The 15,547-nt window shown below is 71.8% G+C and carries 12 protein-coding genes (1 of these 12 running past the window's edge); 6 read left to right on the forward strand and 6 right to left on the reverse strand.

The window, feature by feature from the left end; translation table 11 throughout:
• Nucleotides 1–22: 22 nt before the first annotated feature.
• Genes purL through purM form a run of 4 tightly spaced genes read left to right on the forward strand, consistent with a single transcriptional unit; the run spans nucleotide 23 to nucleotide 6,094 of the window.
• Nucleotides 23–2,260, forward strand: a complete 2,238-nt coding sequence (gene purL, locus ACIRDX_RS05965; protein ID WP_396624493.1) for a phosphoribosylformylglycinamidine synthase subunit PurL — start codon at nucleotides 23–25, stop codon at nucleotides 2,258–2,260.
• 22 nt (nucleotides 2,261–2,282) lie between these two features.
• Complete coding sequence (gene purF, locus ACIRDX_RS05970; protein ID WP_396624494.1) at nucleotides 2,283–3,713, forward strand: amidophosphoribosyltransferase; 1,431 nt, start codon at nucleotides 2,283–2,285, stop codon at nucleotides 3,711–3,713.
• Nucleotides 3,714–3,716: 3 nt separating this feature from the next.
• Nucleotides 3,717–5,012, forward strand: a complete 1,296-nt coding sequence (locus ACIRDX_RS05975) for a HEAT repeat domain-containing protein (protein ID WP_396624495.1) — start codon at nucleotides 3,717–3,719, stop codon at nucleotides 5,010–5,012.
• 50 nt (nucleotides 5,013–5,062) lie between these two features.
• Entirely contained in the window at nucleotides 5,063–6,094 is a 1,032-nt protein-coding gene (gene purM / locus ACIRDX_RS05980; protein ID WP_396624496.1) for a phosphoribosylformylglycinamidine cyclo-ligase, read from the forward strand.
• A 693-nt stretch (nucleotides 6,095–6,787) separates the two neighbouring features.
• Here purM and ACIRDX_RS05985 read toward each other — a convergent pair.
• Nucleotides 6,788–8,245 carry a hypothetical protein gene (locus ACIRDX_RS05985; RefSeq protein ID WP_396624497.1) on the reverse strand — a complete coding sequence of 486 codons (1,458 nt, stop codon included), beginning with the start codon at nucleotides 8,243–8,245 and terminating at the stop codon, nucleotides 6,788–6,790.
• 22 nt (nucleotides 8,246–8,267) lie between these two features.
• Complete coding sequence (locus tag ACIRDX_RS05990) at nucleotides 8,268–8,738, reverse strand: PilZ domain-containing protein (protein ID WP_396624498.1); 471 nt, start codon at nucleotides 8,736–8,738, stop codon at nucleotides 8,268–8,270.
• An 89-nt stretch (nucleotides 8,739–8,827) separates the two neighbouring features.
• On the opposite strand from ACIRDX_RS05990, the gene purN reads away from it, so the two are divergent.
• On the forward strand, nucleotides 8,828–9,475 hold the full coding sequence (purN, locus tag ACIRDX_RS05995) for a phosphoribosylglycinamide formyltransferase (protein WP_396624499.1): 648 nt from the start codon (nucleotides 8,828–8,830) through the stop codon (nucleotides 9,473–9,475).
• On the opposite strand, the gene ACIRDX_RS06000 is transcribed toward purN, so the two are convergent.
• From ACIRDX_RS06000 to ACIRDX_RS06015, 4 genes are all read right to left on the reverse strand, one after another.
• The gene (locus tag ACIRDX_RS06000; protein ID WP_396624500.1) at nucleotides 9,476–10,324 is read right to left on the reverse strand and encodes a metallophosphoesterase; all 849 of its coding nucleotides are present in this window, start codon (nucleotides 10,322–10,324) and stop codon (nucleotides 9,476–9,478) included.
• A 49-nt stretch (nucleotides 10,325–10,373) separates the two neighbouring features.
• Entirely contained in the window at nucleotides 10,374–13,073 is a 2,700-nt protein-coding gene (locus ACIRDX_RS06005; protein WP_396624501.1) for a PAS domain-containing protein, read from the reverse strand.
• Between the two features lie 15 nt (nucleotides 13,074–13,088).
• The gene (locus ACIRDX_RS06010; protein WP_396624502.1) at nucleotides 13,089–13,547 is read right to left on the reverse strand and encodes a PilZ domain-containing protein; all 459 of its coding nucleotides are present in this window, start codon (nucleotides 13,545–13,547) and stop codon (nucleotides 13,089–13,091) included.
• A gap of 94 nt (nucleotides 13,548–13,641) precedes the next feature.
• The gene (locus tag ACIRDX_RS06015; protein ID WP_396624503.1) at nucleotides 13,642–14,217 is read right to left on the reverse strand and encodes a PilZ domain-containing protein; all 576 of its coding nucleotides are present in this window, start codon (nucleotides 14,215–14,217) and stop codon (nucleotides 13,642–13,644) included.
• 125 nt (nucleotides 14,218–14,342) lie between these two features.
• On the opposite strand from ACIRDX_RS06015, the gene tyrS reads away from it, so the two are divergent.
• Nucleotides 14,343–15,547, forward strand: partial view of a tyrosine--tRNA ligase gene (tyrS, locus tag ACIRDX_RS06020; RefSeq protein WP_396624504.1) — the 5' portion only. It continues 13 nt past the right edge of the window; the window shows 1,205 of its 1,218 coding nt (coding positions 1–1,205); its start codon is at nucleotides 14,343–14,345; the stop codon falls past the right edge of the window.

The following is a 15,547-nucleotide window of genomic DNA, read 5'->3' on the forward strand; positions in this document are numbered from 1 at the left end:
CGATACACCTCGACTGACTTCCATGCCCATCACGCCAGACGTCCTCGCCCGCCACGGCCTCAAGGAAGACGAATACGCCCGCATCCTGGGCATCCTCGGCCGCGAGCCGAACATGACCGAGCTCGGCATGTTCTCGGTGATGTGGTCCGAGCACTGCAGCTACAAGAGCTCGCGCATCCACCTCAAGACACTGCCGACGCAGGGCCCCCGCGTGCTGCAGGGCCCGGGCGAGAACGCCGGCGCGGTGGACATCGGCGACGGGCTCGCCGCGGTATTCAAGATCGAGAGCCACAACCACCCGTCGTTCATCGAGCCGTACCAGGGCGCGGCGACCGGCGTGGGCGGCATCATCCGCGACATCTTCACGATGGGCGCGCGTCCCATCGCGCTGCTCGACTCGCTCCGCTTCGGCGACCTGTCGCAGGCGGGCACGCGTCGCGTCGTCAAGGGCGTGGTGGCCGGCATCGCCGGCTACGGCAACAGCATCGGCATCCCCACGGTCGGCGGCGAGGCGTTCTTCGACCCCTGCTACGCGGGCAACCCGCTCGTCAACGTCTTCTGCCTCGGCATCGCGCCTGCCGACGGCATCGTGAAGGGCAAGGCCGAGGGCGTCGGCAACGCCGTGTACTACGTCGGCGCGAGCACGGGCCGCGACGGCATCCACGGCGCCACCATGGCGTCAGCCGAGTTCGACGATGCCTCCGCGGAGAAGCGGCCGGCGGTGCAGGTCGGCGACCCGTTCATGGAGAAGCTGCTCCTCGAGGCCTGCCTCGAGGTGCTCAAGACGGGCGCGCTCATCGGCCTGCAGGACATGGGCGCCGCCGGTCTGTCCTGCGCGACCTCCGAGATGAGTGCGCGCGGCCACATGGGCATGGACGTCGAGGTCACCAAGGTCCCGCAGCGCGAGACCGGCATGACCCCGTACGAGATCATGCTGTCGGAGTCGCAGGAGCGCATGCTCTTCGTGGTCCACAGGGGCCGCGAGGCAGACGTCGAGCGCATCTTCGAGAAGTGGGACCTGCACGCCGTGTGCATCGGCCACGTCACCGACGATGGGCTCGTGCGCGTGCGCGAGCACGGCACGGTGGTGGCCGAGGTGCCGGCGCGCGCGCTGGCCGACGAGGCACCGCTCTACGACCGCCCGACGCAGCGCCCGGCCTGGCTCGACGACATCCAGCGGCTCGATCCGGCGCACTTCAAGGCGTTCCCCGGCACCGCCGACGTGCTCCGCACGCTGCTGGCCTCGCCGACCATCGCCAGCAAGAAGTGGATCTACCGCCAGTACGACCACATGGTCCGCACCAACACGCTCTGCCTGGCCGGCCGCGGCACGCCGGTGGTGCGCGTGAAGGGCACCACCAGCGGACTGGCGATGTCGGTCGACGGCAACGGCCGGTACGGCCAGACCGATCCGAAGCGCGGCGCGATGCTCGCGGTGGCCGAGGCGGCGCGCAACGTCGCGCTGGCCGGCGCCGTGCCCATCGGCGCCACCAACAACCTCAACTTCGGCAACCCGGAGAAGCCGGAGATCATGTGGCAGTTCGTCGAGGCCGTGGCCGGCATCGGCGAGGCATGCCGCGCCTTTGCGGTGCCGATCACGGGCGGGAACGTCAGCCTCTACAACGAGACCGACGGCAAGGCCATCTATCCCACGCCCGTGCTGGGCATCGTCGGCCTGATCGAGGATGCGTCGCGGGTGATCGGCCAGGCGTTCCCCTCCAGCGGCCTGAAGATCGTGATGCTCGGCGAGACGCGCGCCGAACTCGGCGCCACGGAGTACCTGCAGCGCATCCATGGCGAGGTCCGCGGCATGCCGCCGGTCCTCAACCTGGGGCACGAGCGGGCGCTGCACGCGCTGCTGCCGTCGCTGATCGGCGCCGGCCTGGTGGCGTCGGCGCACGATTGCAGCGAAGGCGGACTCGCGGTCGCGCTGGCCGAGTGCACGTTCGGCGAGGAAGGCGTAGGCGCGACGGTGGACGTGCGCGGAGTGACCGGCCCGGCCGGTGTGCCCGTGGCCCACGCGACGCTGTTCAGCGAGTCGGCCGGACGCGTGCTGCTCGCCGTCGACCCGGCGCACCTCGGCACCGTGCTCGGCCAGGCGATCGAGGCAGGGGTCGAGGCGACCGTGATCGGCACGACGGGCGGGGAAGCCTTGACGATCAAGGTCGATGGCGAGGTCGCGGTCGAGGCGGCCGTGGGGGCGTTGCAGGCCGTGTGGGCCACCGCTCTCGAGGACGCGCTGGCTGCGCCGGCGCGCTAGGCTCACAGGGACGGGAGACCACGTGGACGAGCTCAAGGAAGAATGCGGCGTCTTCGGCATCTTCGGTCACGCCGAGGCCGCCAACCTGACGTACCTGGGGCTCTACGCCCTGCAACATCGCGGGCAGGAGAGCGCCGGCATCGCCTCGGCTGACGGCCACCACGTGACGGTGGCGCGCGGCATGGGCTACGTGGCCGACATCTTCGACGACCGGACGCTCACGGGCCTGACCGGCCAGAGCGCGATCGGGCACACGCGCTATTCGACGGCGGGCGAGAGCCGCCTGGCCAACGCGCAGCCGTTCCTCATCGACTGCGTGCACGGCCAGATGGCCATCTGCCACAACGGCAACCTCGTCAACGCCGGCGAAATCCGGCGTGACCTGGTGTCGAAGGGGTCGATCTTCCAGACCAGCAGCGACACCGAGGTGGTGCTCCATCTCTATGCGCGCTCGTCGGCCGCCTCGCCCGAGGCCGCAGCCATCGAGTCGCTGGCGCAGGTGCAGGGCGCGTACTCGATCCTGATGCTCTCCGCCGACCGGCTCATCGCGGCGCGCGACCCCCACGGGTTCCGTCCGCTCGCGCTCGGTCGCCTCGGCGACGCGTGGATCGCCTGCTCGGAGACGTGCGCGCTCGATCTCATCGGCGCCACCTACGTGCGCGACGTCGAGCCCGGCGAGGTCGTGGTGATCACGGCCGGCGGCCTCGTGTCGCACAAGCCCTTCCCGCCGGCGCAGCGGTCGCACTGCGTGTTCGAGCACGTGTACTTCGCGCGGCCCGACAGCTACGTGTTCGGGCGCAGCGTGAACGAGGCCCGCACGGCCATGGGGCGGCGACTGGCCGAGGAGTCGATGGTCGAGGCCGACGTGATCGTGCCGATCCCCGACTCCGGCGTCTGCGCCGCCATCGGGTTCTCGGAGATGTCGGGCATCCCGATGCGGATGGGCCTCATCCGCAACCACTACGTCGGTCGCACGTTCATCCAGCCGCAGCAGTCCATCCGGCACTTCGGCGTCCGCGTGAAGCTGAACCCGGTGCGCAGCATCCTCGAGGGCAAGCGCGTCGTCCTGGTCGACGACTCCATCGTGCGTGGCACCACCAGCCGGAAGATCGTCCGCATGGTCAAGGCCGCTGGCGCGAAGGAAGTCCACATGCGCATCAGCTGCCCGCCGACCATCTCGCCGTGCTTCTATGGCGTCGACACGCCGCGTCGCTCGGAGCTCATTGCCGCCACGCACACGCTCGAGGAGATCCGCACCTACCTCGACGCCGACTCGCTCGCGTACCTGAGCCTCGACGGCTTGCTGGGCGCCGTCACGCCGGAGAAGTCGCACTACTGCTCGTCCTGCTACACGGGGACGTACCCGATCGAGTTCCCGAAGGACCAGGACGCCTACCTGCAGCTCGCGCTCAAGCTCGACAAGACCCCACTGCCCGTGGAGGAGCAGGTCTAGCCGATGACCGCCTGCCGCCCGCGCCTGGCCGGGAGGGCCCTCGCCGTGGTGCTGGCGTGCGCCGCGCCGGTCGTCGTGCGCGCGCAGGCGCCGGCGCGTCCGCTGTCGCAGCCGGCCCCGACCCCCGCGCCGCCGGCGACGCCCGCAACCAGGCCCGCGTCGCAGAAGCCCCCAACGCCTGCCGCTCCCGCCGCTACACGCGCCGCCGGGCCGGCCGAGGCCGCAACCCTCTCGCAGGCCATCGACCGCCTCGGCAAGCTCGACTACAAGACGCGCGTCGAGGCGTCGGCCGCCTTGCGCCGCGCGCCCGCCGCGACGGTGGTCCCGCTGCTCACCGAGGCGGCCCGCCGGCACGCCGACGGCTACGTGCGCTTCCGCGCGCTCGTCCTGCTCTCGGGCTTCAACGACCCCGGCTCGGCGCCGGTCTTCCTCGAGGCGCTCGGCGACGAGAACGATCGCCTGCGCGAGGTGGCCTACGCGTGGGTCGAGGACCACCCGCAGCCCACCCTCGTGCCGCGACTGCTGGAGGCGCTCGAGCGCGAGCAGGCCGAGTTCGTGCGGCCGGCGCTGATCCGCGCGCTCGCTGCCCACGGCAGCGACGTGAAGGTGCAGGCCGTGCTCAAGCGCGAGGTGATGCGCGGGGTGGACTTCTTCCGCTCGGCCGTCATCGAGGCGCTCGGCGTCCACAAGGCCACCTGGGCGCTCGACGAGATCACGAAGATCGCGCTGCTCGACGGCCCGCTGCAGGACGATGCGGTCCGCGCCATCGGGCAGATCGGCGACAAGCGGGGCCTGACCACGCTGGCGACGGTGCAGCGCAGCGCGTCGCGCGAACTGCAGCCGACCATCGCCGCGGCGATCTGCGGCCTCGGCAGCAACTGCGACGGCCACGCCCGCTTCATCCGCGAGTCGCTCGACTATGCGGCGCATAACCTGGGGTACCAGGAACTGGCGCGGTCGTCGGCCACCGCGCTGGCCGACCTGTCGGCCCTGGGGCGGGCCGAGGCCCTGCCGGCCCTGTTCGACCTGGGCATGCCGGCCAACGACCCCGTGCGGGCGCCGATCGCCCTGGCGACCGGGCAGGCCGTGATGCGCAATCCGGGCCAGCTCCTCGGCCTGGTGGCATCGCTGCCCCGCCAGCCCTCGACCCTGCTCCTCCGCGATGCCTTCGATATGCTCGAAGAGGATTACGCTGAGGAACGCTTCTTTGCGGCCGTCCGGCGCCAGTACTGGGCCTCGGCGGCCGACGCGCCCGAGCGCGCCGCTGCGCAGGTGCTGATCACCGCGCTGGAGTTCTAGACTCGCACCGCGTCGCCGCGCCACGAGCGCGAGCCCGCGCAGGATCACGCATGGACTACAAGTCGTCAGGAGTGGACATCGACGCGGGGCACGAGGTGGTGCGCCGCATCCGCGGGCTCGCCTCGGGCACGTTCACGCCCGGCGTGCTCTCCGACATCGGCAGCTTCGGGGGGCTGTTCCACCTGCAGGCGGCCGGCGGCACCGATCCGGTGCTCGTCGCCAGCGCCGATGGGGTCGGCACCAAGCTGAAGGTGGCGTTCATGATGAACCGCCACACGACCATCGGCGAGGATCTCGTGAACCACTGCGTGAACGACATCCTCGTGCAGGGGGCGCGGCCGCTCTTCTTCCTCGATTACCTCGCCACCGGCATCCTCACGCCCGACGTTGCCGTGGACATCGTCGACGGCCTGGCGCGCGCGTGCCGGGCCAACGGCTGCGCGCTGCTCGGTGGAGAGACCGCCGAGATGCCCGGCTTCTACGCCAATCGCGAGTACGACCTGGCCGGCTTCATCGTCGGCATGGTCGAGCGCGGGCAGGTGCTCACCGGCGACCGCATCCAGGTGGGCGATGCCCTGATCGGGCTGCCCTCGTCGGGGCTGCACACCAACGGCTATTCGCTGGCCCGGCGCATCGCGTTCGACACGCTGATGCTCGGCATCCACGACCACATCCCGGAGCTCGGCTGCGGCATCGGCGACGCGCTGCTGCGCCCGCACCGGTCCTACCTCGCCCCGGTGCTGCCGCTGGTGCACGAGGGCCTGATCCACGGCATGGCGCACATCACGGGCGGCGGCCTCACCGACAACGTGCCCCGCGTGCTGCCCGAGGGGACGGCGGCGCGCATCGACAGGGGGGCGTGGGACGTGCCGGCGCTGTTCTCGTGGCTGGTCAGCAAGGGCGACGTGCCCGACGCCGACGCGTGGCGCACGTTCAACATGGGCATCGGCCTCGTGCTCGTGGTGCCGGCCCAGCAGGTCAACCGCGTGCTCGAGCGCCTCGCCGAAGCCGGCGAGTCCGAGGGCCGCGTGATCGGCGAGATCGTGCCCGGCGAGCAGCAGGTCGTTTACGTGAACGCTTAACGCTTAACGCTTAACGACTTACGAGACTCAGGGCTCAAGGCTCAAGGCTCAGAGAGCATTCTTCGACTGCCGACTCCCGACCGCCGACTGCCGACGAGAGTTCGGTGTACTGCCGACTGCCGTGCTTTGGGTTCCGAGCCCCCAGCCGCTAGCCCCGGCTAGGCCGTGCAGTTACTGCCGACTCCCGACCGCCGACTGCCGACGAGAGCTCGGTGTACTGCCGACTGCCGTGCTTCGGGTTCCGAGCCCCGAGCCCCTAGCCCCGGCTAGGCCGTGCAGTTACTGCCGACTCCCGACCGCCGACTGCCGACGAGAGTTCGGTGTACTGCCGACTGCCGTGCTTCGGGTTCCGAGCCCCCAGCCCCTAGCCCCGGCTAGGCCGTGCAGTTACTGCCGACTCCCGACCGCCGACTGCCGACGAGAGCTCGGTGTACTGCCGACAGCCGTGCTTCGGGTTCCGAGCCCCTAGCCCCTAGCCCCGGCTTGGCCGTGCAGTTACTGCCGCTCCCGACCGCCGACTGCCGACGAGAGCTCGGTGTACTGCCGACAGCCGTGCTTCGGGTTCCGAGCCCCTAGCCCCTAGCCCCTAGCCCCGAGCCCCGGCTAGGCCGTGCAGTTACTGCCGACTGCCGACGCCCGACTGCCGTGCTTTGGGTTCCGAGCCCCGAGCTCCCAGCCCCGAGCCCCTGCTGTCTACGCGGTGACGAACACGCGCGGGAGGCGGAGCGCCACGCGGGCGGTGAGGTGGTCGGGCTGGGTCACGTCGAGGTCGGCGCCGAGGCGCATGACCTGCGTCTGCACGGCCGCGGGCACGATCACGGCCTGCAGGCCGTAGCCCTTCAGGACCAGCGCGATCTCGATGTCGGGGCGCGCACCGCGCCCCTCCTCCACGGCTCCGCCCTCGAGCCTCGCGGCGAGCTCCAGCTGCACCTGCCCGCCGAGGGGGAGCGCCTCTCGTGCGAGCGTGGCGATGGCGGCCAGGCACTGCTCGAGCTCCGACGCATCGATCGACGCGTGGAGCGCGTCCTCGGCGAGGTCCATGGACCAGTCGATGTCGTCGCCCATGACGTGCACGAGCACCGAGCTCATCTGCTCGATCAGGTCGCGCACGTCCCGGAGCGCCGGGCGGCGGGCCCGGCGGCGCGCGAAGCCGGCCAACTGCGCCAGCACCGCCTGTGTCCGCCCCAGTGCCTGGATCGCCTGTTCGACGTCGACGTCGCCGGCGATGTGGGTGCGGGCCTGCTCGAGCGCGCGGCTGCCCGTGTCCACCAGCGTCGAGCACTCGGCGGTCGCGGCCGACAGCACGTGCGTGAGCGCGTCCATCCGCCGGAGGAACCGGGCGCGGCGCGTCTGCAGCCGCTGCTCGCTCACGTCGATCAGGAACCACGTCACCGTGGCGGGCTGCCCGCCTTGCGGGAGCGCGAGGCCGACAATCCAGTGCAGCGGGCCGTCCTCGCCGTGCTGCAGGCACAACTCGAAGCGCGACGGCCGGCGTGCGTAGGCGCCCGCGGCTTCGAGCAGCGGCTGTGGCATCCGTCCCGACGCCTCGAGCGTGTCGGTCGAGAAGTGGCCGAGCAACTGCGCGGCGATGTCGTTGGACGCGAGGATGTCGCCATCGGGCGTCGTCGAGACATGCCCGATCGACGCCACTTCGTAGAGCAGCCAGCGCGTCTCGCCGTCGAGGGCATCCACGAGCCCGCCGGCGGCGAGCTGGTCGAGCTCGTCGCGGGCCTCGGCCAGTGCGGCGTCGGTGAGGCGGGCCTCGACCACTGGCGGCGACATGGCGTCTGGCAGGCCCGGCAGGTCGCGCGTGAGGAGATCGGCGCCAGCCGTCTCGAGAAGCCCGCCGCCCGACTCGGCCGCCCGCATCATCACGGGGGTGCTTGCGCCCGTCGGAAGGCTGTCGGCCGTCGGGGCCACGACCACCATCGGTACGGCGAGGCCGCGTGCCTGCAGCTGGCGCACGGCGTTGGCGGCGTCTGGTTCGGGCAGGTTGACGATCACGAGGTCGGGCGGGAACGCCTCGAGTCGTGACAGCGCCAGGTTCACCGTCGGACACACATCGACCGCCGACGGCGACAGGCCCGACAGCATCACGCGGTCGATGTCCGCGGCGCCGAGCGGGCGGGTGGAGAGCAGCAGGACCTTCATGTGTCCTGCGCGGACCTCCGCGTCAGCACGCCGTGGGCGTCCTGTGGCGCGGTCCCGCAACGGTGCGTCCGTCCATCACGATCATCGTGTAGTCGTCGGCGGGGTCGTCGGTGATGTGCGAAATCGGCTCGGCCCCGACGCGCGCTGCGGCGTCGAGTTCCTCGGCGCAGAGCGTCAGCTCGTCGGTGAAGGCCAGGCCCGTATGGTACGTCACCTTGCCGGCCGTTTCGAGCACCGCGGAGGTGCAGCGCACCACGGCGCCGGTCAGGGTCACCGAGGCGTCGGCCGACACGAACCGGATGCACACCGTGGCCCCGGGGTGCATGTGCACCGACGTCTCGATTTGCACCCCCCGTTTCGAGAGATCCAGCAACTGGACCGGGGGGCCCCCGGCGACCATGGCCGTCAGGTACGGCACGGCGGCGGCGGGGATGCGAGGGTGAGCGCGTCGCTCCGGACCGGCGTACGGCCGCGGGGCGGGAGGAAGGGCCATGACGAACTCCTGGGTGGGCGGCGCGCTGATGCCCATGCCCGGCCGTCCATCGCGGTAATCGACGCCGTGCGTTCTATCCTTGAGCGCGCATGCCGATTGAACGGAACTTCCCCTCGCCCGCGCCGGAGCCGCTTCCCGTCCTCGGCGTCCTCATCTCCGGACGCGGCAGCAACCTCCGCGCGATCATCGCGGCCATCGCCGATGGCCGCCTGCAGGCCCGGATCGGGGTGGTGATCGCCAATCGCGCCGATGCCGCCGGCCTCGCGCACGCCGAGACGGCGGGCGTCCCCGCCCTCGTCGTGGATCACAAGGCGTTCGCGACCCGCGCCGACTTCGAGGAGGCGCTGGTCGCCCGCCTCGTCGAGGCGCGCGCCGAGGTGGTGTGCCTCGCCGGCTTCATGCGCATCCTCAGCCCGGTCTTCCTCGAGCGCTTCGGCGGCCCCGTGCTGAACGTCCACCCGTCGCTGTTGCCGTCCTTCGTCGGCGTCGACGCCCAGCGGCAGGCCTGGGAACACGGCGTGAAGGTGGCCGGGGTCACCGTCCACCTCGTGACCCCCGAGCTCGATGCCGGGCCAATCGTGGCGCAGGCCACCGTGCCCGTGCTCGACGACGACACCCCGGACACGCTGGCGGCGCGCATCCTCGTGGAGGAACACCGCATCTACCCGGAGGCGGTCGGCCTGGTGGCGGCGGGCGGTTGGCGGATCGAGGGGCGACGCTTCGTGCGTGGTCGTTGATCAGGCGTCGCGCCGGCGGCGCAACGTGAGCAGCGCGACCTCCGGCGGACAGTTGAGGCGGCACGGTACGGCCACCGTGCCGACGCCGCGACTCACGAACAGCGTGGTGTCGCGATCGCGCCCGAGGCCCTGGGCCACGGGGTACTTGTTGGTGGCGAGGCGGCTGACGACAGGCATGACGATCTGCCCGCCGTGCGTGTGCCCCGAGAGCACCAGCGGCAGGTCGAGGGCGGCGGCCTCGCGCAGGCGGCGGGGATCGTGGGCCAGCATGACGGTGAACGGCGCGCGTCCGCGCAGCAGGCGGCGCAGCGTCGGCATGTCGCGCGTCCAGTAATCCAGCCCGACGAGGTCGATCGGCTCGCCTCGCACCGTCAGGCGGGTGCGGGCGTCGTGCAGCGTCGTCACCCCGGCCCGGCGCAGTATCCGCGGCATCTCCGTGGTGTCGTCGTGGTTGCCGAGCACGGCGAACAGCCCCTCCCTGGGACGCAGCGCGGCGAACGGCGCAGCCGCATCGCCCAGGTAGCGCCGGTTCCGGTGGGTCACGTAGTCGCCACCGAGCACCACGAGATCGGGATCGGCCTCACGCACGAGGGCGACGGCCTCGGCGATGAACTCGAGGCTCGTCCAGCCGCTGTGATGCGTGTCGGTGATGAGGCCGATGCGCAGCCCGTCGAGCGCGTCGGGCAGGGTGCGGCACGGCAGGTCCGCGCGCGTCACGCCCAGCTGATGGCGTTCGTACAGCGCCCCGTAGGCGCCTTCGCCGACCGCCAGCCCGGCGACGATCCCGGTGCCGGTCCGGAGCAGCGTGCGCCGGCTGAACCGGCGTGTCGTGGCGCGAGCAGCGGACATCCTTCTTTATCGTACGTTGCCGGGAGGGCCCCGGTGCCGGTGCCCGGCGTCAGGCGGCTCGTGCGATCACGACGGCTCGCGGCAGCCGCACGGTCAGGCGAACCGACAGGGCCGCCGGGTCGTGAATGATCAACGTGCCGCCGACGCGCGCGACGAGATCCCGCACGCCTTGCGGCACGGTCGGCGCCTGCACGCCGTACCCCTCGGCGTCCAGGCAGATCTCCACACCCGGCCGCAACGTGGGCTGGCCGGCGCCTTCAACCTCGCACCTGTCGAGCATGTCCACGCGCATCGCGATCTGGCCGCCGAGTGGCAGGGCTTCGCGCATGGCGGCCACGGCACCTGTCAGGCACCGCTCCACGTCGGCCGGCGCGACGGGCACGTGCACCGGAACGGAGGGATAACTGGCGGTCCAGCCAATGTCGTCGGTGGCCAGCCGCGCGAGCAGCAGGTCGAGCGCCGGCAGGTGGGTCGCGAGGTCGTCGAGGGCCACCGGTTCCTGGCGACGCCGACGGCACGACGACAACTGCGCCAGCAGGACCCGCGCCCGGGCGAGGGCCGTTGCGCCGGCCCCGTCGGTGTCAGGGCTGGCATCGAGCGCCCTGGGCCCTCGCGGCACTGCCGGCGGGTCGTCGACGATGGCGAGGCACTCGTCGGCAAGGGCTTCGAGGAGCGCGGCGGGATCCATGCCGCTGGCGGTCGTCGGTGCGTGCGTCGTCTCGGCGAGCAGCCAGGTGACGTCGTCGTCGTCGCCGTCGGCGGCCAGTCGAGCGCCGGCGATCCAGTGCGGGGCGGCGTCTGCCACCTGCAGGCAGGTCTCGAACCGCGCCGAGCCCTCGGTGTCTTCGTCGGCCAGCGACGTGATCTCCGCCGGCAGGTGGCCAGCCGATCGCAGGGCAGCGGCGTCGGCGAATCCGCACAGGCGCGCGGCCTGATCGTTGGCGTCGATGATGTGGCCGTCGGCGTCGGTCCGCACGAGCCCGACGCGCGCGATGTCCTCGAGCAGCCAGCGCTGGACCGCAGTCACCGACGCGGGCCCCGGCGCGGGCTGCGGCATTGGCTCCGGCTGAGGCGATGTCGGGCTGGCGTCGGCAGGCGTGGCGGCGACGAGGGTCAGCTGCGCCTCGAGTTCCTCCGCGCGCGCCTCGGCGGTGCGTGCTGCGTCGAGCGCGGCATCGCGCTCCTCGCGCAGGGCCTCGAGCCCGGCGACCATCTCGCGGATGCGCGCCAGCTGGCCGTCGTGTGCCTGCTCCTGTGCCTGCGCGCGCGCCAGCAACGCCGGCACTTCCTGCTGTTCGAGCACGGCCAGCCGCGCGGCGGCATCGACGAGCGTCGGCAGGGTGTCCGGGGTGATGCCAAGGGCGTCGAGCTGCGCTGCCCGGGCGAGCGCGTCGGCAGAGGCCTGTGCCCGCGCGTCGAGATCGGCGAGCGCCGCGCGCGCCTGTTCGATCTGGGCCTGCGCCTCGAGGGCCAGGGCGTCGACACGGGCGAGGAGCGAGGTCCGCTCGGCCGCCCACTTCTCTTGCGCACCGGACCAGGCGGTCCGCTCGGCCTGCCAGGCTTCGCGCTCGTCGCGCAGCACGGCATCGAGCGCGGGCACCGCCGGCACGACGAGGCTGTCGGTGGGCGCGTCGGGCGCGTCGCGCAGCACGATCAGCGCGGCTGGCGCCCCGCCGCTCTCGCGCTGGAACGGCACGGCGCGCAGCAGCAGGCGTCGCGGCTCGGCGAGGTGGCGGGTGCGGATGAGCAGCTCGCGCGTGCCGCCTGCGGCCACGCCATCCAGCAACTGGACCGCGCCATCGACGGGCGCCTCCCCCAGGTCGAGCCAGGGTTCGAGCGGTGAGCCGAGGACCTGTCGCGCATCCTGCGCGCCGATGAGGCGCAGGGCCGCCAGGTTCACTGCCAGCACGGCATGTTCCGGCGACACCAGCATCACGGCTTCGGGCAGGTGTTCGAGCAGCGCACGAAGGCGTGTCTCCTTCGCGCGCAGGCTGTCGAGGTCGAGCGTGGCGCGGCACGCGGCCTGCGCGCGAGCCACCGCGTGCAGCACGGCGTCCGGGTCGGCAGACGGGGCGAGGCACTCGTCGGCGCCGGCGCGCCGGAACGCGTCATGAAGTCCCGTCTCGGCCACCACGGCGACCGACAGGCCCGGGTAGGTGCGCTTGACGCGCCTCACGCCGAGTACGAGCGTGTCGGCGTCGGCCGAGGCGTTCACGACGAGCGCCGCGGCCTGTGGGCTCTCGACGTCCTGCGTCGTCAGGCCCACGAGCCCCTCGGCGGTCAGGCCAACGTCGCGGAACCGTGTGGCGAGCCGGCTGGCGAGTGCTTGTCGGAGGGGATCGCTCGGCCCCGCGTGCCAGAGGCGCTGCAGTCGGCGCAGCGCGTCGCGCTCGGGATGGCGGACCTCGTCGAGGCCTTCGAGCGCCATGCCCGCAGCCACCGCGGACACGCTGGCCACTTCGTCGGCGCCCGCCAGCCAGGCCGCGCCCGCACCGGGCGAGGCCGCGTTGGTCACGACGGCGAGCAGTGGCAGCGTGCGGCTCACGCGGCGCACGCGCGCAATCGCGTCGACCACGGCGGCGTCGTCACCGGCCACCGCCACGAGATCGCAGGGCCGGTTCTCGAGCCACGTGATCGCTGCCTCGGCCGTCTGGCAGAGGTCCACCGACGTGGCGCCGAGCGCCGCCTGGAGCGCCGGGCGAAGCGAGGCCGGATCGGGAACGGCGAGGGCGACGAGCAGGGCGCGCATCAGGGGACCAGTGACTTACCAGCTGTTGGCGTGCAGGCCCTGCAGCAACGCGGGGCCGCCGGTCGCCTCCTGCACGATCACCGTGTAGTCGACCACCGCCGCCAGCGCATCGTCCGCAATCGAGGCGTCGTGGTGGTCGGTGACCGGCTGATGAGCCGCGTCGTGCAGGTGGTCGCACAGCAGCAGGTCGCCGGCCAGTGACAGCGCCGTCTCGTAGCGCACGCCGTCGGCCTGCAGGTGCGCCACGCTGGCCCTGACGACGGCGGCGTTGAGCGTCACGGTGGCGTCGGCGGCCACGAAGCGGATGCACACCGTTTGCCCCGGGCGCATGTGCATGGTCGTCTCGAGGCGCACCCCACGGCGCGACACGTCGAGCAGGCGCACCGCGGCCCCCCCGCTCAGGCGAGCAGTCAGGGAGGGCAGCAGGTGAGCTGGCACGCGGAGGTGCTGGCGGCGATCCTTGGCGTCCGGCATGGGGACTGGTCCTCACTCTCGGTACCGGTGTCCCGCGATGGCGGGGGCGGTGACCGCTCTCGTGTTCGTCAAATCGACGAGCCGACGGCAAACTTTAGGAAGCGGCCCCGGGACTGGGACCTGCGGATTCCTGGGACACGGTGGTCTGGTCGAAGAGCGTCCGCCGCCGCCGGCTGGCCAGCCACCACCTTCGCCCACCCGGTGCGTCCTCGCCCTCGACGCCGTCGGCCGGCACGAAGAACAGGTCGGTGGCTGGACCGTCCGGCACGGTCAGCGTCCCCACGTCATCCGGGTCGGTCGCGGTGTCCTCGGTGCGGCGGTCGAGCAGCGCGAGCTCGAGCCCGTCGCACGCGAGGTCCTCCGACAGTTGCAGGCCTGTCTCGTAGGGCACTTCCTCGGGATGGACATGCACCACCGCGGCTCGCACCACCGCCGCCGTGATCACGACCACCCGGTCGTCGACCGAGAAGCGGATGCTGACGCGTTGGCCCGGGCGCATGTGGCGTGTCGTCTCGAGGCGCACGCCGCCCTGCGACACGTCGAGCAGCGAGACGCGCGCGCCTCCGCTGAGGTGCGCGGACAGATCCGGCACATGGACGGCGGCCACCCGACGCTGGCTGCGGCGTTCGGCATGCGAGGGACGACGGCGATCGAGGCGGTGGCGGGACATGAATGGCCTTCGTGCCCGGAGCGGGACGCGCCGGGGATCGGTCAATCGGCCGCATTGCCCATGTCATGAGAGAGCGGCGTCGCGCGACCGTCCCCGGGGCCGCCGACGCTATAGTTACGGGCGCGATGCAGATCGACGAACAACTCGCGTACCTCACCCGTGGTTGCGTGGACGTGGTCCGGCTCTCGGACCTGCGGACGAGGCTGGTGGAGCGGCAGGCGGCCGGCCGGCCCCTGGTCGTCAAGGTCGGGTTCGATCCCACGGCGCCCGACCTGCACCTCGGCCACACCGTGCTCATCAGGAAGATGAAGCACTTCCAGGATCTCGGGCACACGGTGGTGTTCCTGATCGGCGACTTCACCGGCCTGATCGGCGATCCGACGGGGCGTTCGAAGACGCGCCCGCCCCTCACGCCAGAGGCGGTGCAGGCCAACGCCGACACGTACCGGCAGCAGGTGTTCCGGATCCTGGATCCCGCGAAGACGGTGGTCGACTTCAACAGCCGCTGGCTGGGCGTGCTCACGAGCACCGACTGGGTCAAGCTCGCGGCCCGCTACAACGTCGCGCAGATGCTCGAGCGGCGGGACTTCCGGCAGCGATACGAAGGCGGCCAGCCGATTGCGCTGCACGAGTTCCTGTACCCGCTGAGCCAGGGGTACGACTCGGTGTTCCTGCAGGCCGACGTGGAACTGGGCGGGACCGACCAGTTGTTCAACCTCAACGTGGGCCGCGACATCATGCCGGCCTATGGGTTGCCGGCGCAGATCATCATGACGGTCCCGCTGCTCGTGGGGCTCGACGGCGTCGAGAAGATGTCCAAGAGCCTCGGCAACTACGTCGGCATCAACGAGCCGGCCGACGAGATGGTGCGCAAGATCGTCGAGGATTTCCGCGGCGCAGACGAGGTGATGTGGACCTACTTCACGCTGCTCACGGACCTGCCGCCGGCCGAGATCGACGCGCACAAGGCGGCGTTCGCGGCAGGCGAGACCACGGCCTCGGCGCTGCGCTACGAACTGGCGCGGCTGATAGCGGCCGATTATCACGGCAGTGATGCCGCCGAGGCCGCGATCGCCGCCGTGCGGGCGCGGCATGCGGCGCGCCAGGGGCACGGGGCGGGCGACGAGCTGCCGCTGCACCAGGTGCCGGCCGGGCAGCTGTTGCGCAAGGTGCTCGTCGACACGGGGCTCGCCTCGTCGGGGAGCGACGCCACGCGCAAGATCACGCAGGGCGGGGTGCGGGTCGACGGCGCTGTCGTCACCGACATGAATGCGGCCGTGGCGGCGGGCACCTGGACGATTCAGGCGGGAAAGAAGCTGATCGTGCGTGT

It is taken from the genome of Luteitalea sp. (genome assembly GCF_044337415.1).
In the GTDB taxonomy this organism is placed as follows: domain Bacteria; phylum Acidobacteriota; class Vicinamibacteria; order Vicinamibacterales; family Vicinamibacteraceae; genus Luteitalea.